General features: G+C 70.8%; 18 protein-coding genes and 2 riboswitches. Of the genes, 4 read left to right on the top strand and 14 right to left on the bottom strand.

All coding sequences use genetic code 11. From position 1 onward, the window contains the following. Window positions 1-271 precede the first annotated feature (271 nt). The gene (locus NYZ98_RS21995) at window positions 272-1,138 is read left to right on the top strand and encodes an HhH-GPD family protein (RefSeq protein WP_316249592.1); all 867 of its coding nucleotides are present in this window, start codon (window positions 272-274) and stop codon (window positions 1,136-1,138) included. A 174-nt stretch (window positions 1,139-1,312) separates the two neighbouring features. Here NYZ98_RS21995 and NYZ98_RS21990 read toward each other — a convergent pair whose 3' ends face one another. The 7 genes from NYZ98_RS21990 to NYZ98_RS21960 all read right to left on the bottom strand — a co-directional run bounded on the left by NYZ98_RS21990 (window position 1,313) and on the right by NYZ98_RS21960 (window position 9,416). Then, window positions 1,313-2,257 carry a TIM barrel protein gene (locus NYZ98_RS21990; protein ID WP_262844738.1) on the bottom strand — a complete coding sequence of 315 codons (945 nt, stop codon included), beginning with the start codon at window positions 2,255-2,257 and terminating at the stop codon, window positions 1,313-1,315. Window positions 2,258-2,623: 366 nt separating this feature from the next. Then, a complete protein-coding gene (locus tag NYZ98_RS21985) occupies window positions 2,624-5,173 on the bottom strand; it encodes an ATP-dependent Clp protease ATP-binding subunit (RefSeq protein WP_262844737.1) in 2,550 nt (849 codons plus the stop codon). Between the two features lie 312 nt (window positions 5,174-5,485). Continuing rightward, entirely contained in the window at window positions 5,486-5,818 is a 333-nt protein-coding gene (locus NYZ98_RS21980; protein WP_262844736.1) for a histone-like nucleoid-structuring protein Lsr2, read from the bottom strand. 118 nt (window positions 5,819-5,936) lie between these two features. Further along, window positions 5,937-6,086, bottom strand: coding sequence for a hypothetical protein (locus NYZ98_RS21975; protein ID WP_262844735.1), 150 nt, complete (start codon window positions 6,084-6,086; stop codon window positions 5,937-5,939). Between the two features lie 289 nt (window positions 6,087-6,375). Next, window positions 6,376-7,089: an RDD family protein gene (locus tag NYZ98_RS21970; RefSeq protein ID WP_262844734.1), complete on the bottom strand. Its 714-nt coding sequence runs from the start codon at window positions 7,087-7,089 to the stop codon at window positions 6,376-6,378. A gap of 339 nt (window positions 7,090-7,428) precedes the next feature. After that, on the bottom strand, window positions 7,429-8,754 hold the full coding sequence (locus tag NYZ98_RS21965) for an RDD family protein (RefSeq protein ID WP_262844733.1): 1,326 nt from the start codon (window positions 8,752-8,754) through the stop codon (window positions 7,429-7,431). Between the two features lie 116 nt (window positions 8,755-8,870). After that, on the bottom strand, window positions 8,871-9,416 hold the full coding sequence (locus NYZ98_RS21960; RefSeq protein ID WP_262844732.1) for an amino-acid N-acetyltransferase: 546 nt from the start codon (window positions 9,414-9,416) through the stop codon (window positions 8,871-8,873). Between the two features lie 371 nt (window positions 9,417-9,787). Further along, window positions 9,788-10,000, top strand: a riboswitch (cyclic di-AMP (ydaO/yuaA leader). 92 nt (window positions 10,001-10,092) lie between these two features. Between NYZ98_RS21960 and NYZ98_RS21955 the strand changes: the two genes are divergently transcribed. Continuing rightward, window positions 10,093-11,085, top strand: coding sequence for a C40 family peptidase (locus NYZ98_RS21955; protein WP_262844731.1), 993 nt, complete (start codon window positions 10,093-10,095; stop codon window positions 11,083-11,085). Window positions 11,086-11,336: 251 nt separating this feature from the next. Here the strand turns inward: NYZ98_RS21955 and NYZ98_RS21950 are convergent, their stop codons facing one another. From NYZ98_RS21950 to NYZ98_RS21930, 5 genes are all read right to left on the bottom strand, one after another. Further along, window positions 11,337-11,501 (bottom strand): helix-turn-helix domain-containing protein, encoded by a 165-nt coding sequence (locus NYZ98_RS21950; protein WP_316249591.1) that lies wholly within the window; start codon window positions 11,499-11,501, stop codon window positions 11,337-11,339. Window positions 11,502-12,318: 817 nt separating this feature from the next. Continuing rightward, the gene (locus NYZ98_RS21945) at window positions 12,319-13,101 is read right to left on the bottom strand and encodes a type III pantothenate kinase (protein WP_262844729.1); all 783 of its coding nucleotides are present in this window, start codon (window positions 13,099-13,101) and stop codon (window positions 12,319-12,321) included. Next, window positions 13,101-15,638, bottom strand: a complete 2,538-nt coding sequence (locus tag NYZ98_RS21940; RefSeq protein WP_262844728.1) for an L-aspartate oxidase — start codon at window positions 15,636-15,638, stop codon at window positions 13,101-13,103. Before NYZ98_RS21940 ends, NYZ98_RS21945 begins: the two co-directional genes overlap by 1 nt. Window positions 15,639-15,809: 171 nt before the next feature. Next, entirely contained in the window at window positions 15,810-16,658 is an 849-nt protein-coding gene (gene panC / locus NYZ98_RS21935) for a pantoate--beta-alanine ligase (RefSeq protein WP_262844769.1), read from the bottom strand. A gap of 23 nt (window positions 16,659-16,681) precedes the next feature. Next, a complete protein-coding gene (locus NYZ98_RS21930) occupies window positions 16,682-17,572 on the bottom strand; it encodes a Rossmann-like and DUF2520 domain-containing protein (protein WP_262844727.1) in 891 nt (296 codons plus the stop codon). Window positions 17,573-17,812: 240 nt separating this feature from the next. Between NYZ98_RS21930 and NYZ98_RS21925 the strand changes: the two genes are divergently transcribed. Then, entirely contained in the window at window positions 17,813-18,823 is a 1,011-nt protein-coding gene (locus tag NYZ98_RS21925; protein ID WP_262844726.1) for an SAM-dependent methyltransferase, read from the top strand. Here the strand turns inward: NYZ98_RS21925 and NYZ98_RS21920 are convergent. After that, complete coding sequence (locus tag NYZ98_RS21920) at window positions 18,778-19,980, bottom strand: cytochrome P450 (RefSeq protein ID WP_262844725.1); 1,203 nt, start codon at window positions 19,978-19,980, stop codon at window positions 18,778-18,780. The genes NYZ98_RS21925 and NYZ98_RS21920 overlap by 46 nt on opposite strands. 74 nt (window positions 19,981-20,054) lie before the next feature. After that, on the bottom strand, window positions 20,055-20,831 hold the full coding sequence (locus NYZ98_RS21915) for a TerC family protein (protein WP_262844724.1): 777 nt from the start codon (window positions 20,829-20,831) through the stop codon (window positions 20,055-20,057). Between the two features lie 165 nt (window positions 20,832-20,996). Further along, window positions 20,997-21,112, top strand: a riboswitch (SAM riboswitch). A gap of 194 nt (window positions 21,113-21,306) precedes the next feature. Here NYZ98_RS21915 and NYZ98_RS21910 point away from each other — a divergent pair. Then, on the top strand, window positions 21,307-22,608 hold the full coding sequence (locus NYZ98_RS21910) for an aminotransferase class V-fold PLP-dependent enzyme (RefSeq protein WP_262844768.1): 1,302 nt from the start codon (window positions 21,307-21,309) through the stop codon (window positions 22,606-22,608). Window positions 22,609-22,630: the final 22 nt, after the last annotated feature.

Below are 22,630 nucleotides of genomic sequence, written 5' to 3'. Positions count from 1 at the left end.
GCCCGGGGGCCACCCCCCCACCCCAGCTTCCCAGACCACGGGTGAGCCCGCCGCCGACCCGGCTCTCTTCGCCGCTCAGACCGGTGAGGAAGGTTAGGGGGGCGCTAACCTGGGGCTGATTCGGATCTCACGCCCTTGTGTCTACCGTGGCACCCGTACAGCGGAGCCGGCGGCGGGTCGTCAGCCGATCGCCGTCCTTCGCGATCTCCGAGTACGAGCGGGTGACGCAAATGGGCGTGGCACCGGGTGAGCACGATCTAGGCTCGGCACCGTGGGAACCGCACTGCACACCCCCATCCTCGACTGGTACGCCGAGAAGGCCAGAGACCTCCCCTGGCGGCGGCCGGACGCGAGCCCCTGGGCGATCCTGGTCAGCGAGATCATGCTCCAGCAGACCCCCGTGGCCCGCGTCCAGCCGGTCTGGACCGAGTGGATGGAACGCTGGCCCACCCCCGCCGCCCTCGCCGCCGAACCGCCAGGTGAGGCCGTACGCCACTGGGGGCGCCTCGGATACCCCCGCCGCGCGCTCAACCTGCACGCGTGCGCCCGCGCGATCACCGCGGACCATGACGGGCGGGTCCCGTCCTCCTACGACGCGCTGCGCGGCCTTCCCGGCGTCGGCGACTACACGGCGGCGGCCGTCGCGAGCTTCGCCTACGGCGGCAGCCACGCCGTGCTGGACACCAACGTGCGCCGGGTGCTGGCCCGCGCCGTACGGGGGGAGGAGTACCCGCCGAAGGCCACCACGACCGTGGAGCGCCGGCTGGCCGAGTCGCTGCTCCCCGCCCTGGACGCGCCGACGTGGGCGGTCGCGGTCATGGAGCTCGGCGCCCTGGTCTGCACGGCCCGCGCGCCCCGGTGCGCCGACTGCCCCGTGGCCGGCCTCTGCGCCTGGCGCCTGGCGGGACGCCCGGCCCACGATGGTCCTGAGCGACGCGGGCAGACCTACGCGGGCACCGACCGGCAGTGCAGGGGACGGCTCCTGGCGGTCCTCAGGGACGCCCACGGCGCCGTGCCCAAGGCCGCGCTCGACGCGGTCTGGGCCGACGAGGTCCAGCGCGAACGGGCGCTCGACAGCCTTGTCGCCGACGGTCTGGCCGAGGTGCCGGACGAGGGCACCTACCGCCTCCCTGCTTGATCTATTACCCGGCCTCACCACCGGCGGCCCGGGCCCCCGGCGGTGAGGCGTAGGACGTCCCCCGACCCCGGCGGGCCGGCCGGGTCAGGCGGCGAGTTCGAGGCCGGTGAGCTTGAGGCCGGGCGGGTCAGGCGGCGAGCTTGGCCGGGGGCGGTGAGGCCGGGGCCGGCCGGGTCAGGCGGCGAGCTTGAGGCCAAGGGCGGTGAGGTTGCGGCGGGTCCAGTCGAGTTCGTCGGCGAGCGTGGCCACCAGGGCGGCGGGGCCCTTGCCCTTGGCCGGTGAGGCCAGGCCGTGCGCCTCCACCTCGATGTGCGCGCCGCCCGTCCCCGGCCCGGCCAGGATCGCGGCCAGGGTGTTCTCCAGGATGGACTCGGTGCCCGGGATCTCCCCGGTGTGGTTGTGCACGTGGCCCAGCTTCACCACCGAGGCCCCGGCGGCGGCCACCCCGCGCAGGGCGGCGCCGGGCTCCTCGACCCCGCAGGTGAGGTGGCAGGCGTCCAGGCAGACCCCGAGGTACTCGGAGTCGATGCCGCACACCCGCTTCACGGCCTGCTCGGTCGTCTCCAGCACGCAGCCCGGCCACGGCTGGAACCCCACCCGGATGGTCTTGCCGGTCACGCTGTGCAGGCCGCGCAGCTCGCGGGAGAGCCGGTCGAGCCGGCGCGAGGCGATCGCGTGCAGGTCGGCCGGCCAGTCACGCCGCCAGCCGATGGGGATCGTGGTGATGCTGCCGAAGCGGACGTCCTCGGGGAGCAGGAAGGCGAGGATCTTCGCCAGGGCCATCGTGTAGCGGTAGCGCTCGGGCTTGGCCCAGTCGGGGCCGGGGCTGTCCTGCCCCATGCCGCGCCCGCCCGCGCCGTTCAGGCTGACGACCTCCAGGCCGCGCTCCTCAAGGGACCGGCCGAGGCGGACGAGCTCGATGCGGTCGGCGATGAGGTGGTCGGCGACGCCGGGGGCCAGCCAGAGGCCGATCCCGAGCCGGTCGACGCCCAGCCGCTTCCGCACAGGGACGGCGTAGCGGGTCAGATGGGCGATCAGGTTCTCCAGGTCCTCCGCGGGGTGCACGCCCGCGTTGTAGGACAGGTGAACCAGCGTGCCGTCCTCATGACGCAGGCGCATTCGGTGCCTCCCCAGGCGTACTACGCTTCGGTCCCACGGCTTCAGGCGGCCGGACGCGGCCGCGTGCGGCGGAGGTGCTCTCCCTGCCGGGGATCCGGCCTGGCCCGCCCGAGTCTGCCCGGCGGAGCCGATCGCCGCGTCCTCCCGGCAGCGGATCCCCCGCTACACCGACGGGGGGACCCGGGCGATGGCCGCCGTACTCCGCGGATCTTGTGATCCGCCGATCCGGGGCCCGCCCGATCCGCTCTACGGAGTGTAGTACTACATTCGGTGGTGTCATAGCGAATCGCGCCAAAGTGATCTCACGAAATACGAAAGACCCCCCGTGAGGTGATCCTCACGGGGGGTCCTCTCGAACCGATCCAGCTACGGTCGCGTGCGGTCCGCCGGGGCGGCCGCGACGGCCCTGGAGCCGGGCGCGTCCTCGACGATCGCCGCCGCCGAGTCCGGGATCTCCGGCTGGGCCCGCTGCTCACCGACGAAGGTGAACGTGGCCTCGTCGCCCTCACCCTCGATCGCGATCTTCACGACCTGACCCGGGCGCAGGTCGCCGTACAGGATCTTCTCCGACAGAGAGTCCTCCAGCTCGCGCTGGATCGTACGGCGGAGCGGACGGGCGCCGAGCACCGGGTCGTAGCCACGGTCGGCCAGCAGCTGCTTGGCCTCCTGCGTGAGCTCCATCCCCATGTCGCGGTCCTTCAGCCGCAGGTCCACCTGGGCCAGCATCAGGTCGACGATCTTGATGATCTCGGCCGGGGTGAGCTGGTGGAAGACCACGGTGTCATCGACGCGGTTGAGGAACTCGGGCCGGAAGTGCTGCTTGAGCTCCTCCTGGACCTTGGACTTCATCCGGTCGTAGTTGCCCTCGACGTCGTTGGACTTGGCGAACCCGACCCCGATGCCCTTGGAGATGTCCCGGGTGCCGAGGTTGGTCGTCATGATGATGACGGTGTTCTTGAAGTCCACGACCCTGCCCTGGGCGTCGGTCAGGCGACCGTCCTCCAGGATCTGCAGGAGCGAGTTGAAGATGTCCGGGTGGGCCTTCTCGATCTCGTCGAACAGGACCACGGAGAACGGCTTGCGCCGCACCTTCTCGGTGAGCTGGCCGCCCTCTTCGTACCCGACGTAGCCGGGAGGGGAGCCGAACAGCCGGGAGACGGTGTGCTTCTCCATGAACTCGGACATGTCCAGCATGATCAGCGCGTCCTCGTCCCCGAACAGGAACTCGGCCAGCGCCTTGGACAGCTCGGTCTTACCGACGCCCGAGGGGCCGGCGAAGATGAACGAGCCACCGGGGCGCCTCGGGTCCTTCAGACCCGCGCGCGTGCGGCGGATCGCCCGGGACAGACCCTTGATGGCGTCGTCCTGGCCGATGATCCGCTTGTGCAGCTCGTCCTCCATGCGGAGCAGCCGCTGCGACTCCTCCTCGGTCAGCTTGAAGACCGGGATGCCGGTGGCCGTCGCCAGGACCTCGGCGATGAGCTCCTCGGTGACCTCGGCGACGACGTCCATGTCGCCGGCCTTCCACTCCTTCTCGCGGCGGTCGCGCTTGAGCTGGAGCTGCTTCTCCTGGTCACGGAGGGCCGCCGCCTTCTCGAAGTCCTGCGCGTCGATCGCGGACTCCTTGTCGCGGCGCACCTGGGCGATCTTCTCGTCGAACTCGCGGAGGTCCGGCGGCGCGGTCATGCGGCGGATGCGCATGCGCGAGCCGGCCTCGTCGATGAGGTCGATCGCCTTGTCCGGCAGGAACCGGTCGCTGATGTAGCGGTCGGCGAGCTGCGCCGCGGCCACCAGCGCCGCGTCGGTGATCGTCACGCGGTGGTGCGCCTCGTATCGGTCGCGCAGGCCCTTGAGGATCTCGATCGTGTGGCTGAGCGAGGGCTCGGCCACCTGGATCGGCTGGAACCGGCGCTCGAGCGCGGCGTCCTTCTCCAGGTGCTTGCGGTATTCGTCGAGGGTGGTCGCGCCGATGGTCTGCAGCTCGCCCCTGGCCAGCATCGGCTTCAGGATGCTCGCGGCGTCGATGGCGCCCTCGGCGGCGCCCGCGCCCACCAGGGTGTGCAGCTCGTCGATGAACAGGATGATGTCGCCGCGCGTGCGGATCTCCTTGAGCACCTTCTTCAGGCGCTCCTCGAAGTCACCGCGGTAGCGGGAGCCGGCGACCAGCGCGCCCAGGTCGAGGGTGTAGAGCTGCTTGTCCTTGAGCGTCTCGGGCACCTCGCCCTTGACGATCTTCTGGGACAGCCCTTCCACGACGGCGGTCTTGCCGACGCCGGGCTCGCCGACCAGGACGGGGTTGTTCTTGGTCCTGCGGGACAGGACCTGCATGACCCGCTCGATCTCCTTGTCGCGACCGATCACCGGGTCGAGCTTGCCCTCGCGGGCGGCCTGGGTCAGGTTGCGGCCAAACTGGTCGAGCACAAGCGAGGTCGACGGGGCCGACTCCTGCGGGCCTCCCGCCGCCGCGGGCTCCTTGCCCTGGTAGCCATGGAGCAACTGGATGACCTGCTGACGGACCCGGTTGAGGTCCGCGCCAAGCTTCACCAGCACCTGGGCGGCCACGCCCTCACCCTCGCGGATGAGACCGAGGAGGATGTGCTCGGTGCCGATGTAGTTGTGGCCCAGTTGCAAGGCCTCGCGGAGCGACAGCTCAAGGACCTTCTTGGCGCGTGGGGTGAAAGGAATGTGCCCCGACGGCGCCGACTGCCCCTGGCCGATGATCTCCTCGACCTGCTGGCGCACACCCTCAAGACTGATGCCGAGGCTCTCAAGCGCCTTGGCGGCAACGCCTTCACCCTCATGGATCAAGCCAAGGAGAATGTGCTCAGTGCCGATGTAGTTGTGGTTGAGCATCCGGGCCTCTTCTTGGGCCAGGACGACAACCCGCCGTGCGCGGTCAGTGAACCTTTCGAACATCTCGTCGCTCCCTCACAGAGCGGTCAGGCAGCTCGGGATATCCGGGCCCGCCGCTTCCGCATGCTAGCCCCGACCGGTGACCGCTCTAGACAGGAGACGTTCCCCGAGAGCAGGGCGTTCACGCTCCATCCAACTACTGTTGGGGGGTCACATGTTCCCGCTACGCCGCAAGCGAACGACGTTTAACTTCACCGATTTACGTGAACCCCTCGGCCGCGCCCCGGACGATCACGCTCGGATAACACGATCATGCGGCTATGACGGCGATTGATGGCCCTCCGCCGCCATAGCCGAGTGATCACAAACAGCGCGTCAGTGTGCCGCTTCGTACTGCTCGACCACGGAGGAGGCAATACGGCCGCGCTCGCTCACCGAGATGCCGTGAGCCTTCGCCCACGCGCGGATCTCCGAGCTCTTTTCACGCGACGGGCGCTGGCCGCCACCACGCTTACGGCCGCGGGCGGAGGCACCCTCGGCCCTGCGCGCACTGGACACGAAAGACGACAGCGCCTCGCGCAGCTTCTTGGCGTTGTCTCCGCTCAGATCAATCTCGTATGCGGTGCCATCAATCGCGAAGGTGACTGTCTCATTGGCCTCGCCACCATCGAGGTCGTCGATGAGTATCTTCTGGATCTGCGTGGCCATCTGGCAATCCTTTCGCAGAGCATTGTTCGATTCGCCAGCCAAACATATACCCGGTAACCCCGGCTGACAATTCAGCGAACCTGTGGATTTCCGGGGAACGTGCCGCCGGACCTGCCGGTCAGTCGGAAGAAGCCTCAGATGACTTCTCCGAGGCCTCGGCCTCCTGGCGCCGCCCCGCGGCTTCGGAACGCATCAGCTTCACGACACCGACGATGACCACCGCGGCGACCACCGCGGGTGGTATCAAGGCGGACAATACATCGTTCATTGATCCTCGCTCCACGCGGGGGGTGGCATTCACGGGCCGCCCACGTTAATTGTCACACGAGACACCCTGCGGCTGTGCCATGGTTGCCTGATCGGGGAGTCAGGATCCGACTCTATCCTCACGCGAGGTCAGCCCGCGTTGCGGGGGCGAGGGTCAAACCTCGCGAAGGACCGTTCCAGAGCATTCTCCGTCTCTCCAGCGGGCTTACCGGATGGCCACGGAAAGGCGATCCGCCGGAAAACGCGGGCGGGGCGGCCGCCGTGCGACCGCCCCGCCCATAAAGCCGATCTCAGCGCGGTGCCTTGACCACAACGGTCCCCGCGACCTTGTCGTGCAACCCCTGCTGCAGCGGCTTGTCCGTGAGGATTAGCACGCCCAGCACGAGGACGAAGATGGCGGCGAGCCATCCCAGGAGGGGAATGCCGTAGAGAACCAACACGCCCGGGAAGATAGCCGAACGCTTCATCACGGCGGCGGAATCGGGGACGCCGCCGCCGACGCCGGCGAGGCGGATCTTCATGACCTTCTTGCCGAGGGTCTGCCCGTCCTTGGAATGCAGCACATAGTCGTACGCGGCGTACGCGCCGTAGGCGATGATCGCCGCCAGCAGGCCCGGCAGGACGAGGGTTCCCGTCGACAGGCTCGGGTTCGCCAGGATGTCCGCCAGCGACGGGGCGAACATCGACGTGAGGATCGAGGCCAGGATCCCGTAGACGATCGAGAACAGGATGCCGTCGATGATCCGCGCGACGAGGCGCTCCCACCACTCGGCGAGCGGGGCCGGGGCCCCGGGAGGCAGCGGCGCGCCCTGCGGGCCGCCGTACGGGGCGGGACCGGCGCCGTACGGACCGCCGTAGCCGGCCTGAGGATCTCCGTAGCCGGGCTGCGGCTGGCCATAGCCGGGCTGGGGCTGACCGTAGCCGGGCTGGGGCTGGCCGTACTGCTGGCCGTGGGGCGGCGGCGGCTCGTAGGGGTTACTACCGGGGGGTGGTTCTGCCGTCATTTGATCACCTTTCGCGACAAGCGAAGGAAGCTGCGGAATGTGCAAGGTCCTATCGCATATACGGGTTTGTCCGTTACCGGGTCACCGACCTCGCCGCGGAGGGTTCCGGAAGGCGGCCCGGCGATCTTCACCAAGGGGCGCCCACGGTGGATCACGCACGATTCGCCCGAAGTCCTACGGACGGTTCGCCTGAGGGTCTCACGGATTTTCGCCTGAGTGCTCACGGATCGGCGGGAGCGTCTCACCGGTCGTACACGGGATGCGCCGACCGGACCGTACAGTGCGCCAGAAGGCAGAAAAGGGCCGGGGGATGGCGTCCCCCGGCCCGTGGTGCGGTGTTTATCTGGTCTTGACGACGATCGTGCCGGCGACCTTGTCGTGAAGGCACTGCTGGAGGGGCTTGTCCCACAGCAGCCACAGGACGTTCACGAGCGAGAAGATGCTCGTGATCCAGCCGACGATCGGGATCCACCGCAGGAGCTGCGGTCCGAAGATCACTCCCGCGCGCTTGCCGGCCACGTCGGTGGCGAGGCCGCCGGCGTCGAGCACGCCGCCGACCGTGACCACCTTGATGCCCATGGCGATCTTGCCCACCGTCTGGCCACGCTGCTTGAGCATCAGGAACTCGTAGACGACGTAGATCAGGCCGACGAGCAGCGCCGTGATCAGCCCGGAGAGGAAGATCCCGCCCGGCTCGGTGATCGTGCCCGTGTTCGGGTCGAAGCTCACCTGGGTCACGAGGACGGCGGTCAGGACGATCGTGATGATGAACGTCGGGATTGCGAGGATCACGCCGTCGATGAGCCGGGCGACCAGGCGCTGCCACCACTCCGCCAGCGGAGCGGGCGCGCCCGGGGGCTGCGCCCCGGTGGCGCCGTACGGCTGCTGGTAGCCGGGCTGGGGGTAGCCCTGCTGGCCGTAGCCGGGCGCGGGGGCGTACCCCTGCTGCCCGTACTGCTGCTGGGCGTAGGCGTCCTGGGCGGGCTGGCCGTACTGCTGCTGCTGGCCGTAGGCCTGGTCACCGTATCCCTGCTGCTGGTCATAGCCGGGCTGCTGGCCGTAGCCCTGGCTCTGCTGGGCCTGCTGCCCGTACTGCGGCTGCTGGCCGTAGCCCTGCTGCTGCGCGGGCTGCTGACCGTAGCCCTGCTGGCCGTACTGCGGCTGCTGGCCGTAGCCCTGCTGCTGCCCGTACTGCCCCTGCTGCTCGTAGCCGGGCTGCTGGCCGTAACCCTGCTGGCCCTGCTGGGCCTGCTGGCCGTAGGAGTCCTGCTGGCCGTAGCCCTGCTGCCCGTAGGACTGCTGCTGGCCGTAGCCCTGCTGGCCGTAGGACTGGCCGGAGCCGGCCTGCGGGTCCTGCTGGCCGTAGGACTGCTGGCCCGAGGCGGCGGGCTGCTGGGGGTAACCCTGCCCGTACGCTCCCGTGCCGCTCTGCTGCCCGTACCCGCTCTGCTGCCCGTACGCGCCTTGCTGGCCGTACGGCTGCTGCTGCCCGTAGGACTGCTGGGGGTAGCTGTTCTCTGATGTCGGCTGCGGTCGGTGAACGACCGTCACCTCCGGATCGATGCCCTGGCCGGGCCGATCGGCGCTGTGCTGCCCATATTGCGGAGATCCGGACGACTGGTCGTCCGGTTCGTCCCGTGGGTACGGCGGCTGTCCGGTGCTCACCGTGTCACCTCACTTCGGGTTCGCATGTGGCATATGTCAGACACACATGCTGTGGTGTTGCCCAACGTAGCGACAGTGACATCAACAGTCACCTTTCCATCGCGTCATCCTGGCAGTCAGGATCGCGGGAGCAAATGCAGAAGCATGCGCTCGTTACCGAGAGTGTTCGGCTTGACGTGCTCCAGATCGAGGAACTCCGCCACGCCCTCATCGTAGGAGTCGAGCAACTCGGCGTATACCTCCGGTGAGACCGGAGTGCCCTGGATGGTGGCGAAACCATGCTTGGCGAAGAAGGCGACTTCGAAGGTCAGGCAGAAGACCCGCCGCGCCCCGAGCTCCCGCGCCGTGTCGATCAGGGCCGCGACGATGCGGTGGCCGACGCCGTGCCCGCGCCGGCTCGCGTCGACGGCGACCGTGCGGATCTCGGCCAGGTCCTCCCACAGCACGTGGAGCGCCCCGCAGCCCACGACCTCGCCGCCGACCTCGGCGACCCAGAACTCCTGGACGTCCTCGTAGAGGGTGACGGTCGACTTGCGCAGCAGGCGCGGCCCGTCGCCCGAGTAACTGTCGACCAGACGCCTGATGATCCGCACGTCGGTGATGCGGGCTCGCCTGACGACGAGAGTGCCGCCGGCGGGTACGGGCTCCACGACCTGATCCATGACCGGCCAGCGTATCCGGCCGCCACCGGCCTCTACTCGCGACGGGGAGTGCCGCAGGGGAGTAACGGACGGACCCAAACCCCTTCCGGACAGCCCCGGCGTCACCCTTGGTGGTCGGGCGAGCGCGCTGGGTAGAAATCCGCTGCTTTTGGCGACATTTCCTAGACCGTCATGGCACAGACCTGGGCCTACCTGTGGCAAGACTCCCCCACATCGACGTCAACGCAGGGTAATGTGGCTCCGTTGCCACATCGAGACGTGATCTTCCCGTGACGCGTCGGTTGTGAAACCTCTACAGAATCCGCAGTTCTGGTTGAGCAGGAACCTTGCCTGCACTAGTGTCCAGCGTCAATGTCGGTCATCGCACGGCGGTGGCCGAACCGCCTAGTCCGAGGTCACGTCCCGAAGTGACCAGGAACCGGGGACCCAACGGTGGACGCGACGGGGAAACCCCCCAGCGCACCCACCACCCCTGGGGTGAATCCGAGAGGGAGGCATCGCGATCCTCCATCGTCATGTGCTCGGTAGGGCTACTCCGGCCCGAACCCGTCAGCTAACCCGGTAGGCGGCCGAGGAGAGGAGCTTGTTGGTGCAGCCTAGGCGCACGCCTGGAGAGAGCGCGGGCAGACATGCCCGGGCCCGGGAACGCGACTTCCGTTCCCGGCTCGGAACGTTCATGGGAGCCCGCCGACGCCTGCCGCGCCGGATCGCCCTCGTCACCGTCGCCCTTTCGGCCATGACGTTCGGGTCGCCCCTCATGACCGCGACCGCGGAGCCCAAACCGACCCTCAACCAGCTCAAGAACCAGGTCGAGCACCTCTACAACCAGATCGAGTCGCTCACCGAGCAGTACAACAGCCAGAGAGAGCAGCTCAAGCAGGCGCAGCGCTCGGCCGACCTGGCCAAGAAGACGCTCGCCAAGAGCCAGACCGATCTTGAGGAGAAGCGCCGCAAGGCCGGGCTGTACGCCCAGGACGCCTACATGACCGGCGGCATGGGCTCCTCGCTCGCGCTGGCCATGTCCGGCGACCCCGAGGGCTATCTCGACCGCGCCGCCACGACCTACGCCATGGAGATGGAGCAGGGCGAGGAGGTCTCGCAGATCGCCAAGGCGATGGACTCGGCCGAGCGCGCGAAGGCCGGTGCCAAGGCCCGCGAGGTCGAGGTCAAGAAGCTGGTCTCCAACCTTTCCTCACAGCGCGACAAGATCCGCGACCTGGTCGCCAAGACCGAGAGCAGCCTGTTCAAGCGCGCCCTGTCGCAGGCCGGCCAGTCGTTCGGCCGGGCGACGAAGATCGACATTCCGATCCCGGGCGAGGGCAAGGCCGCCGAGGCCGCCAAGTGGGCGCTCACCCAGCAGCTCAGGCCCTACGTCTGGGGCGCCGCTGGCCCGACCACCTTCGACTGCTCCGGCCTGGTCCTGTGGGCCTACCAGAAGGTCGGCATCAGCCTCCCGCACTACACCGGCGACCAGTGGACCGCCGGCACCCACGTGAGCCGCGAGGACCTGCGTCCGGGCGACCTGGTCTTCTTCTACTCCGACCTGCATCACGTGGGCATCTACATCGGCGGCGGCATGATGGTGCACGCGCCGCACACCGGGGACGTCGTACGGGTCGCCCCGCTCGGCAACCGCCCGTTCGCCGGCGGCGTGCGCATCGCCGACTGAACCGGCCGTCCACCGACCGAACCGTCTGTCCACCGACCCGGTCCCTCGCCGACCGAATCGAGGGACGCGGAACGACCGGGCCGACCGCTGACCGCGCCCGCTGAGGCGACCGGGGCGGTCGGGCCCGCGGCCGAGGATCGCCCCGGGGAACGGCTCACGCCGCCACCCAGGGCGGCCCGCACGACCGCGTCGGAGCGACCCCTGCGACCGCCTGGAACGGCCCTCACAGCCGCGTCAGATGAGCCGCCGCGTCAGATGAGCCTGCGCCGCGCGGCCCACGCCACCGCCTCGATGGCGGTGGCCACGCCGATGCGGTCGCAGATGCATCGAAGGCGGCGCCGTACCGTGCGCCCGCTCACGTCCAGCCGCCGGCCCACCCTGTCGACGGTGACGCCCTTGGCCAACTCGGCGAGCAAAAGAAGATCATCATCGCTCAATCCCACGCCGTCTGATCCCGGTGGAATGTCATTCCCTCGGGAAACCAGATCCGGATACGCCATCGGGTGTCCTCCCCCACGACGAACTCGGCAACATACTGAATGCTTCAGCCCGCCCGTCAGGAACGGTAAACGCCACGTTGAAAGGTCGTCAAGCACCGGCCTCGATACGCGTTCCGATCGCGATTGACATACCTGTCCATATGTGACCTACTCATGACATGTCCGCGAACCCTTAGGGTCGCCCCGCGCGGTCCTGGACCAGGGAGGCCGAGGGCCGCCGTCCCGGCGACGCGCCCCGAGGGCCTGGTGGATCGGACGATTCCCCGCCTGCGGTCCGTGGGCCGGCGCCCCGAGCGGATATACGATCGGTCACCAATACGCCTAATTCCACCCGGCGAAATGACGGGCTCTTTCTCACCCTTATTCGCCGGACGCGGCCTCGCGCGTAACACGCGGCCGATGGCCGGATTCGCCATTACGGATCATGCGGCCGCGTCGTAATCGGCGCGCGCGACCGCCGCGCCCTCGATTTGGATCTCCGCTCAATCCCCGGCCGGCCGCCCCCGTGCCGCGCCGGGCACCCCTCACGCGGGCCGCCACACCGCCTCTGCGGGGCCTGACGGCAGGGCGGGCGGCGACGGAGGGGCCTCGACGTCCCATGGGTCCGGAGCGCGGCTCTGGGGGCGGCGCGCGACGGCGGGTCCGCCGCGACACCGATCACGGGGTCACGGGACGGGTCCTGAAGTCCTGAAGCCGCCTCAGGTGATCCAGGCCCTGAAGTTGTGAAGCCGTCTCAGGTGGTGTTGCGGTTGTAGATGAGGCGCAGGCCGATGAGCGTGAGCCACGGCTCGTGCACGTCGATGGAGCGGGCCTCGTCCACCACCAGCGCCGCCAGGGAGCCGGTCGCCACGACGGTCACGTCGTCGGGGTCGGTGGCCAGCTCGGGCGCCATCCGCTCCACGATGCCGTCCACCTGCCCGGCGAAGCCGTAGATGATCCCGGCCTGGAGCGCCTCTACGGTGTTCTTGGCGATCACCGAACGCGGCCGTACCAGCTCCACCTTGTGGAGCTGGGCGCCCGCCGCCGCCAGGGCGTCCACCGAGATCTCGATGCCGGGGGCGGTCACCGCGCCGACATACTCCCCCTTGGCGGAGACCGCGTCGAAGGAGGTGGCGGTGCCGAAGTCGACGATCACGCACGGGCCGCCGTACAGGGTGATGGCGGCGAGCGCGTTGACGATGCGGTCGCTGCCGACCTCCTTGGGGTTGTCCATGCGCACCGGAACGCCCGTGCGCACGCCGGGCTCGACGATCACGGCGGTGACGTCCCCGTAGTACCGCCGGCACATCTCCCGCATCTCGTTCAGCACCGAGGGGACCGTCGAGCAGATGGCGATGCCGCTGACGTCGGCGCCCTTCAGGAGCGGGCTCTGGCCGAGCAGCCCCTGGAGGACGACCGCGATCTCGTCGGCCGTGCGCCGCGCGTCGGTGGCGAGGCGCCAGTGCTCGATGACCTCCTCGCCCTCGAACAGGCCGAGCACGGTGTGGGTGTTGCCGACGTCGATCGTTAGCAGCATCAAGCCCCCCGAAGGTCCAGAGCGATGTCGAGTGCGGGCGCGGAGTGGGTCAGCGCCCCCACAGCAAGGTAGTCAACACCGGTTTCGGCTACTTCACGCGCCGATTCCAACGTGAGTCCTCCGCTGGACTCCAGGCGGGCCCGGCCGTCCACCAGGGCCACGGCGCGCACCAGCTCGGGCACGGTGAAGTTGTCCAGCAGGATCTCCTCCGCCCCCTCCGCGAGCACCGCTTCGAGCTGGTCGAGGCGGTCGACCTCCACCTCGATCGGCAGCCCGGGGTACGCCTGTCGCACCGCGCGGAACGCCTCGGCGACCCCTCCGGCCGCCACCACGTGATTGTCCTTGATCAAGGCGGCGTCGGAAAGCGACATCCGGTGGTTGGCACCGCCTCCGCATCGCACGGCGTACTTCTCCAGCGCGCGGAGCCCGGGCAGGGTCTTGCGGCTGTCGCGGACGCGTGCCCGCGTCCCGGCCACCGCCTGGACCCAGCGGTGGGTCAGGGTGGCGATCCCGGACAGGTGGGTGAGCAGGTTGAGCGCGGTGCGCTCGGCGGTGAGCAGGTCACGGGCCGGGCCGGTGACCGTCATCAGCACGTCGCCGCGCGCGACCCGCTCGCCGTCCTTCACGCGGCGCTCGACGGCCAGGCCCCCTCGTGAGGACAGGGAGAACACCGCCTCGGCGACCGCGAGCCCCGCGACCACGCCGTCGGCGCGCGCCACGATGTCGCCGGTGGCCCGCCGGCCGGCCGGAACGGTGGCGGTCGTCGTCACGTCACCCCGCTCGGTGAGGTCCTCGGCGAGCGCGGTGCCGGCCAGGGCGGTGACCGCTGCGGGGTCGAGTCCCGCGCCCACCAGGTCGGCCTCGACCTGGTGCGGGAGCATGGTCGTCCGGTCCTCGTCGTGCTGCCGGTAGGTCATGGAAAGTCCCTCCTCCGCCAGGGTCACATCGAGGTGCCCCAGCCACCAGGCGTCGTTTCTGTCGGGAAAGTCCTCGCGCCAGTGCGATCCACGGGTCTCCTCCCGCGCCCCGGCCGCCGAGGCCAGCGCCGTGGCGACGGTGAGCAGGTTCGTGGCCTCCCACGACTCCGTGCACGGCTCGACCGCGACCGGGGTCCAGCGGGCTTCGAGCAGACCCTGGGCGACCTCGGCCAGGCTCCGCCCGCTCCGCAGCACGCCCGCGCCGGCGCTCATCCGTCCCTGGATCCTCGGGCGCACCCTGGGGTCGGCCAGGCCCGCCGTGCGGCCGTCATCGGCCGGCTCGCCCGGCGTGGGCGGCGTCGTGGCCAGGTCGGCGGCGATGCGCTCGGCGAAGACGAGGCCTTCGAGCAGGGAGTTGGAGGCGAGCCGGTTGGCCCCGTGCACGCCCGTGCACGCCACCTCGCCGCAGGCGTACAGGCCAGGGACGCTCGTACGGCCGCTCAGGTCGGTGCGGACGCCGCCGCTGGCGTAGTGCGCGGCGGGGGCGACCGGGATCGGGTCGCGCACCGGGTCGATGCCGTGCTCCAGGCAGATCGCGTAGATCGTCGGGAAGCGGGTGCGCCACTTCTCCTCGCCGAAGTGCCGGGCGTCGAGGTGGACGTGCCGGGCGCCGGTCTCCAGCATGCGGCGCATGATCGCCTTGGCGACCACGTCGCGGGGGGCCAGCTCGGCGAGTTCGTGCACGCCGGTCATGAACCGTTCACCGGTGTCGTCCAGCAGCAGGGCGCCCTCGCCGCGCACCGCCTCGGAGATGAGCGGCTGCTGGCCGGTCGAGTCCTCGCCGAGCCACAGGACGGTCGGGTGGAACTGGACGAACTCCAGGTCCCGCACGACGGCGCCCGCGCGCAGCGCGAGGGCCACGCCGTCGCCGGTGGAGACCACGGGGTTGGTCGTGGCCGCGTAGACCTGTCCCATGCCGCCGGTGGCGAGCACGACGGCGCCCGCCCGTACGGCGCCGACGCCGTCCCTGGCGCCCTCGCCCATCACGTGCAGGGTGATCCCGCACGCCGCCCCTGAGGCGTCCGTCAGCAGGTCGAGCACCAGCGCGTGCTCGATGACCTCGATCCCGCCGTTCGCGCGTACGGCCTCCACCAGGGCCCGCTGGACCTCGGCGCCGGTCGCGTCGCCTCCGGCGTGCACGATGCGGTCGCGGCGGTGGCCGCCCTCCCTGCCGAGCTGCAGCCCGCCGGCCGGGTCGCGGTCGAAGCGCGCGCCGTGCTCGATGAGCCGTCCCAGCGCGCCCGGCCCCTCGGTGACCAGGGCCTGTACGGCCGCCTCGTCGCATAGTCCGACGCCGGCGACCAGGGTGTCGCCGAGGTGGTCGGCCGGGGAGTCGGCGGGGTCGAGGACGGCGGCGATGCCTCCCTGGGCCCACTGGGTGGATCCGGCCGACAGCACGTCCTTGGTGACGACCAGCACCCTGGCGCCGGGGGCGAGTTCGGCGTAGCGGAGTGCGACGGTGAGCCCGGCGATGCCGGAGCCCACTACGACGACGTCGGCGCGTACGGTCCAGCCGGGGTCGGGTGCGGTCAGCCGCCGGGGAATGGGCGGGTGGGTCATGGGTGGCTCCCCTCATTTCGTCAATATGACGATAACGGATGGCCCACGGACTGTGCCCGGAGGGGTATGACAAGAGCACTTATGGCAGGTAAATGGTCATAAATCACCCTGTGCCCGCAGGGGATTCCGGTCACCGAAGCGGGGTGCTGCCGAGGGCGCCAGTGGGGTGGATCAGGTGGTCAGGGTGAGGGGGGTGTTGTCGATGAGGCGGGTGGTGCCGACCTTGGCGGCGACCACCAGGACGGCCTCGCCGCGGTGGTCCTCGGGAACGGCGGCGAACGTCGCGGGGTCCACCAGGGCCAGGTAGTCGAGCAGCAGCGGCGGGGTCGCCCGGGCCGCCTCGTCGAGCACGGCACGCGCGGCGCGCAGGATCTCGCCGGGCACGGCCTCGCGGGCGCCCTCGCGCAGAGCCGACGACAGCGCGAGTGCGGTGGCCCGGTCGTCAGCCGACAGGTAGCGGTTGCGGCTGGACAGGGCCAGCCCGTCCGGCTCGCGGAGCGTGGGCGCCCCGACGATCGCGATCGGCAGGTCGAGGTCGGCGACCATGCGGCGGATCAGGGCGAGCTGCTGGGCGTCCTTCTGGCCGAAGACGGCGGTGTCCGGCTGGACGAGGTTGAACAGCTTCATCACGACGGTCAGCACGCCGTCGAAGTGCCCTGGCCGGAACGCGCCCTCGACGACCGTGCCCATGTGCCCCGAGGAGAGGCCCACCTGGCGGCCGGGACGGTACATCTCGTCGGCCGCCGGCGCGAAGACCAGGCCCACCCCCTCGGACGCGCACACCTCCAGGTCGGCCTCGAACGTGCGGGGGTACCGGGAGAAGTCCTCGCCGGGGCCGAACTGCAGCGGGTTGACGAAGATGCTCACCGCGACGTGGCCGGCGTGCTCGCGGGCGAGACGGATCAGCGACCGGTGCCCCTCGTGCAGGGCCCCCATGGTCGGGACCAGGGCCAGCGTCCCGCCGGCATCGGGCCCGCCGTACGCCGCACCGATGCCGAGGGTGGCGCGCGCCGCCAGCAGCTCCGGCCGGTCCCCGGCGACGATCACGTCCACGAATTGCCTCCCAGGGCGTCGAGCAGGCGTTCGGCGGCCTCCGGCTTGAGCAGCCCGGCGGCCAGGGCGCGGTCGGCGGTGAGGCGGGCCAGGGCGACGTAGGCGTCCGCGGCCTCGGGCGCGGCGAGGATGAGCGCGTCCACGTGCTTGCGCACGGTGCCGGCGTCGCCGCGCACGACCGGGCCGGTCAGTCCGGCGAGGCCGAGCCGCAGGACGTTGTCCAGCGCGGCGCCGAGCAGGGGCCCGAGCATGCGTCCCGGGTCCTCGACCCCGATCTTCTTGAGCAGCTCCTGCGACTCCGCGATCAGGGTGACCATGTGGTTGGCGGCCCCGGCGAGTGCGGCGTGGTAGAGCGCGCGGCCCTCGTCGGCGATCCAGACCGGCTCGCCGCCCATCTCGATGACCAGGGCCTCGGCCACCGGCCGCAGCGCCTCGGGCGCGGTGACGCCGAACGAGCAGCCCGCGACGCGGCGCAGGTCGTCGTCGCGGCCGGTGAAGGTCATCACCGGGTGGAGCGCGAAGGGCAGCGCGCCCGCGGCCGAGGCCGGGTCCAGCACGCCCAGGCCGTACGCGCCGCTGGTGTGCGCGAGCATCTTGCCCCGCAGGTCCACCCCGGCCGCGGCGAGCCCGGAGACCAGGCCGGGCAGCACGTCGTCGGGGACGGTGAGCAGGACGAGGTCGGCCCTGCGGATGACGTCGTCGGGCTGGGAGATGTCCACGCCGAGCCGCTCGCGGGCCCGGCGGCGTGAGGCGTCGGAGACCCCGGCCGCCGCGACGACGCGGTGGCCCGCCTGCGCGAGTGCCGCGCCGAGGACGGAACCGACTCGTCCGGCCCCGAGCACCCCGACCGCGAGGCGTCCCGGGCGGTCGCTTGTCTCCATAACGTTCCTGTTCACGCTCGACGAACCAGGCCCAGCTTGCCAGCGTAACGGTCGTGTGGTGACCGGCCGCCGTCCGGCTGCCGGGCGGGCCTTCTCGCACCGCCCGGAAGAATCAAATCCCATATGTACGGCTATGTACGCTGAAATTGGGTTGCCAACTTATCGCGGGCCGGTGCCTTGACAAGAGGCTGTCAGCATGCCGGTCATGGGCTCGGGGCATCCTTGGTAACGTCCACTCCCGTGTGGGTCACGTGGCGGGAGGCCATGCAGCGGGCGCTTTATGGTGAAAACGGGTTCTATATCCGAGAACGCCCCTCAGGTCATTTCCGGACCTCGGTCGCGGCCTCGCCCGCGTTCGCCGACGCGGTGCTGCGCCTGCTGGGCACGGTCGACGCGGCCCTCGGTCACCCCCCGGAGATCGACCTCGTGGACGTCGGCTCGGGCGACGGGCTGCTGGTGACCCAGGTGCTGCGCACGGCGGGCCCCGAGCTGGCCGAGCGGCTGCGCGTCACCGCCGTCGACCTCTCCCCGCCCCCGGCCGACCTCGACAAGGAGGTCACCTGGACCGGCACGCTCCCCGAGACGATCGCCGGGCTCGTGATCGCCAACGAGTGGCTGGACAACGTGCCCCTCGACGTGGCCGAGCAGACGCCGGACGGCCCCCGGCTGGTGCTCGTCGAGCCCGAGACCGGCAGGGAGCGCCTGGGCGGCCCGCCCGGCGCCCGCGACATGGAGTGGCTGGAGCGATGGTGGCCGCTCGGCTCCACGGGGCTGCGCGCGGAGATCGGCCTGCCGCGCGACGAGGCCTGGGCGTCGGTGGTCTCACGGCTTTCGCGCGGCCTCGCGGTGGCGGTGGATTATGCACACCCTGTGGATAACCGGCCGCCCTTCGGGACCCTGACCGGATACCGTGATGGCGCCTGCGTCCCCGCCGTACCCGACAGGTCATGCGATATCACCGCACATGTGGCGCTCGACGCCTGTGCGGCGGCCGGCGAACGGGCCGGAGCGATATCCACAACGTTGTCCACACAGCGAGACGCCTTACGGGGCCTGGGCGTCAGCGGGACCCGGCCGCCGCTGAGCCTGGCCGGCACCGACCCCGGCGGCTACCTCCGCGCGCTCGCCCAGGCCTCGCAGGAGGCCGAGCTGATCGACCCGGCGGGGCTCGGCGGCTTCGGCTGGCTCAGCCAGTGGAAGCGCGGTCAGCCCGTGGACACCTTGAGCGACTCCAGCCCCCGGATGACGTAGTTCGGCTTCCACACGGGGTCCTCGGTGAGCTCCAGCTTGGGGGCCGCCCGCAGCAGCGCGCCGAACGACTCGATGAGCTCCACTCTGGCCAGCGGGGCGCCCAGGCAGAAGTGGATGCCCGCCCCGAACGAGATGTGCGGGTTGTCGCGCCGGCCGACGTCCAGCCGGTCGGGGTCGTCGAAGACCTCGGGGTCGCGGTTGGCCGAGCCGAACAGCAGCGCCACCTCCACGCCCTTCGGGATGTCGACCCCGCCGATGGTGGTGTCCTCAAGGACCCACCGCTCGAACATCTGCAGCGGGGTGTCCCAGCGCATCAGCTCCTCGACGGCGGACGGCAGCAGCGACAGGTCGCCGCGCAGCCGTTCCAGCTCGCCAGGCTCGCGGAACAGCGACCACCAGCCGTTGCCCGTGACGTTGACGGTGGCCTCGTGACCGGCGTTGAGCAGCAGCACGCACGTGCCGATCAGCTCGTCCTCGGTGAGCCGGTCGCCCTCGTCGGCCACCTGGGCCAGCGCGCTGATCAGGTCGTCCCCGGGATCCCGGCGACGCCGGGCCGCCAGCGCGCGCAGGTACTCCGCGAACTCCGAGGCCGCGCGCACGGCCGTGTGCTGGGCCTCCACGGAGGGGCTGAGCTCGTACATTCCGCAGATGTCGCCCGACCACGGGCGGAGCAGGTGCCGGTCCTCCTCGGGCACCCCGAGCATCTCGGCGATCACCGTCACCGGCAGCGGCTCGGCCACCTCGGCGAGCAGGTCCCCGCCGCCGCGCTCGACGAAGCCGCCGACCAGCTCACCGGCGATGCGCCGCACGCGGGGGCGGAGCTCCTCGACCATGCGGGGGGTGAAGGCCTTGGAGACCAGCCGGCGCAGCCGGGTGTGGACGGGCGGCTCCACGTCCAGCATCCCGGCGCGGATCACCCGCCAGAACGGCTCCTGGAAGTCCGGCTCCGGCTCCCTGCCGAACTCCTCGTGCGAGGCGAGGTGCAGGTAGGAGCGGCCGAGGCGGCGGTCGCGCAGCGCCGCGTTGACGTCCCGGTGCCTGGCCACCAGCCACTGGCCGGTCGGCTCGAAGTAGCTGACCGGTTCGGTGTCGCGTAGCTCCCGGTAGACGTCGTACGGGTGGGCCACGAAGTCCGGATTCCACGGGTCGAATCGCACGGACTCATCGTAGGTGGGGTCCTTCACCCCGGCTCACCGCCCTCCCCGATCCGCGACGCCGCCCACCTGGGGGATCAGGGCTGGGGGGTGCCGCCGGGCTCGGGGGACTCCTCGTACCGCTCCCGCAGCTCCACGGGCCGCTGGCGGCCCGCCTTCCTGCGGGCCCGGATGTTGAGCAGCTCGACGCCCAGCGAGAACGCCATGGCGAAGTAGATGTACCCCTTGGAGATGTGCTGCTCGAACCCCTCGGCGATCAGCACGACGCCGATCAGCACCAGGAAGGCCAGGGCCAGCATCTTGATGCTCGGGTACCGCTCGACGAACTCGCTGATCGGCCCGGCCGCGAAGAGCATGACCACCACCGCGACGATCACCGCGGCGATCATCACGCCCAGCTCGTCCACCATCCCGACGGCCGTGATCACCGAGTCCAGGGAGAACACGACGTCGAGCAGCATGATCTGCACGAGCACGGCGGCGAAGGAGGCGCCGACCTTCCCGCTGGAGTGCCCGGACGAGCCCTCCAGGCTGTCCCCGATCTCGAAGGCGCTCTTGCCCAGCAGGAACAGCCCGCCCAGGATCAGGATCAGGTCGCGCCCCGATATCCCGTGGCCGAACAGGTCGAACAGCGGCTCCGTCAGGCGCACCACCCACGACAGCGCCAGCAGCAGGGCGAGGCGGCTCAGCAGCGCCAGCCCGAGGCCGGCCTTGCGCGCCCGGTCCCGCTGCTCCGGAGGCAGCTTGCCCGCCAGGATCGAGATGAAGATGATGTTGTCGATGCCCAGCACGATCTCCAGGGCGACCAGGGTGAAGAACCCGATCCAGATCTCCGGGTTGGTCACCCAGTCCATAATGACTCCTCAACTCCGCCGTACGTCCAGGTCACGGCCCATCGCGTAGCGGCCGGTCCTGGTCCAACGCACGACGGCCCGGCAAAGTTCGCGAGCGGGGCGAACCCCTGGCGCACCCCACCCGAGGTTGCGGAAATGCCGGAGGACTGGGTTATAGTCCCAATAGGTCATGAGTGCCAGCGCCAAGCCCCGGCTCGCTGGCCGGCAACCCTCGCGCTCGCGGCGGGGTGCCCCGGGTGAGGACCAGGTCCGGCGCGATGGGCGCCGGGCAAGCGCGGGCTCCGTCACACCAACGCCATGGCCGGGGTCCCATGACCCTAGGAGGACGGCGTTGTCTGCTCTCACCGCTCTGGAGACCCCTGCCCCGCGCGACCCCGGCACCCCGCGCGACCCCGGATCCCCGCTCGGCCTCGGCACCCCCGGCTCCGGCCTCTCCGCCCTCGGCTCGTCCGGCACGGGCCCGTCCGGCAGTGGCCTGTCCGGTTCCGGCCGGGTTTCCGGGCTCACGGGTCGCGCGGTCCCGCGCGTCCCCGCCGTCCTCGGCGCCGACCTCGAGGTCCCGGTCAGGGGCGGCAGGCTGGTGGCGTACGCCAACCTGGACTACGCGGCGAGCGCGCCCTGTCTGGAGCCGGTGAGCGCCGCCGTCACCGCCGCGCTCCCGGCCTACTCCAGCGTGCACCGCGGCGCCGGGTACGCCTCGCAGCTCACCACCTCGCGCTACGAGCAGGCCCGGCACACCGTGCGGGCGTTCGTCGGCGCCCGGCCCGGTGACGCCGTCGTCTTCACCCGCAACACCACCGACGCGTCGAACCTGCTGGCCCGCTGCCTGCCCGACGGCACCACCGTCGTCGTCTTCGAGACCGAGCACCACGCCTCCCTGCTGCCCTGGTCCGGCGCGGTACGGCTGGCGCCGCCCGCGTTCCCCGGCGAGGCGGTCCGGGCGGCGGACGAGGCCCTGGCGGCCATCGACGGCCCCAAGCTCCTGGTCGTCACCGCCGCCTCCAACGTCACCGGCGAGCTGTGGCCCATCGCCGCGCTCGCCCACATCGCCCACCGGCACGGCGCGCGGATCCTGGTCGACGCCGCGCAGCTCGTCCCGCACCGCCGCCTCAACCTGACCGCGCTCGACCTCGACTACGTGGCCTTCTCCGGGCACAAGCTGTACGCGCCGTTCGGTGCGGGCGCCCTGATCGGCCGGGCCGACTGGCTGGCGCGGGCCGAGCCGTACCTGCGGGGCGGCGGCGCGTCGAAGGCCGTCACCGGCGGCGCGGGGCAGGGCCTGCCGCTGGACGCGGAGTGGAGCGAGGACCCCGAGCAGCGGCACGAGGCCGGCACCCCGAACGTGATCGGCGCCATCGCCCTGGCCGCCGCCTGCGACGCCCTGTCGGCCACCGGCTGGACGGTGCTGGTCAAGGAGGAGGAGCGCCTTCTCCAGCTCCTGCGCGAGGGCCTGGACGCGATCGAGGGCGTGCACGAGCTGTCCCTGTGGGGGCCGGGGCACCCGCGCGTCGGCATCGTCTCGTTCGTCGTCGAGGGCTGGACGGCGCGTGAGGTGGCCGAGACGCTCTCGGCCGACTACGGCATCGGGGTGCGCGACGGCAGGTTCTGCGCCCACCCCTTCGTCAAGCACCTGCTGGAGGGGGTCGGGCAGGCCGCCGACGGCAACTGCGCGGACGGCACCGCGGGCGCCGTCCGTGCGTCCATCGGCATCGGTACGACCGAGGAGCACGTCCGCCGCCTCGTCTCCGCCCTCGCGGATCTCGCCATCCGCCACTGACGTCCCCGCGCCTGATCCCGCC

Origin of the sequence: Sphaerisporangium corydalis, assembly GCF_025506355.1 — a bacterium.
GTDB classification, from domain to species: domain Bacteria; phylum Actinomycetota; class Actinomycetes; order Streptosporangiales; family Streptosporangiaceae; genus Sphaerisporangium; species Sphaerisporangium corydalis.
The sequence above is the reverse complement of the archived record's forward strand: the minus strand, read 5'-3'. Positions and strand labels throughout refer to the sequence as shown.

Excerpts from the sequence above, each read along its gene's own strand:
- NYZ98_RS21975 (WP_262844735.1), bottom strand. The coding sequence starts at position 6,086 with ATGAACGATGTATTGTCCGCCTTGATACCACCCGCGGTGGTCGCCGCG.
- NYZ98_RS21915 (WP_262844724.1), bottom strand. The coding sequence starts at position 20,831 with ATGGACTGGGTGACCAACCCGGAGATCTGGATCGGGTTCTTCACCCTG.
- NYZ98_RS21980 (WP_262844736.1), bottom strand. The coding sequence starts at position 5,818 with ATGGCCACGCAGATCCAGAAGATACTCATCGACGACCTCGATGGTGGC.
- NYZ98_RS21940 (WP_262844728.1), bottom strand. The coding sequence starts at position 15,638 with ATGACCCACCCGCCCATTCCCCGGCGGCTGACCGCACCCGACCCCGGC.
- NYZ98_RS21970 (WP_262844734.1), bottom strand. The coding sequence starts at position 7,089 with ATGACGGCAGAACCACCCCCCGGTAGTAACCCCTACGAGCCGCCGCCG.
- NYZ98_RS21990 (WP_262844738.1), bottom strand. The coding sequence starts at position 2,257 with ATGCGCCTGCGTCATGAGGACGGCACGCTGGTTCACCTGTCCTACAAC.
- NYZ98_RS21930 (WP_262844727.1), bottom strand. The coding sequence starts at position 17,572 with ATGGAGACAAGCGACCGCCCGGGACGCCTCGCGGTCGGGGTGCTCGGG.
- NYZ98_RS21945 (WP_262844729.1), bottom strand. The coding sequence starts at position 13,101 with ATGCTGCTAACGATCGACGTCGGCAACACCCACACCGTGCTCGGCCTG.
- NYZ98_RS21955 (WP_262844731.1), top strand. The coding sequence starts at position 10,093 with ATGGGAGCCCGCCGACGCCTGCCGCGCCGGATCGCCCTCGTCACCGTC.
- NYZ98_RS21960 (WP_262844732.1), bottom strand. The coding sequence starts at position 9,416 with ATGGATCAGGTCGTGGAGCCCGTACCCGCCGGCGGCACTCTCGTCGTC.
- NYZ98_RS21985 (WP_262844737.1), bottom strand. The coding sequence starts at position 5,173 with ATGTTCGAAAGGTTCACTGACCGCGCACGGCGGGTTGTCGTCCTGGCC.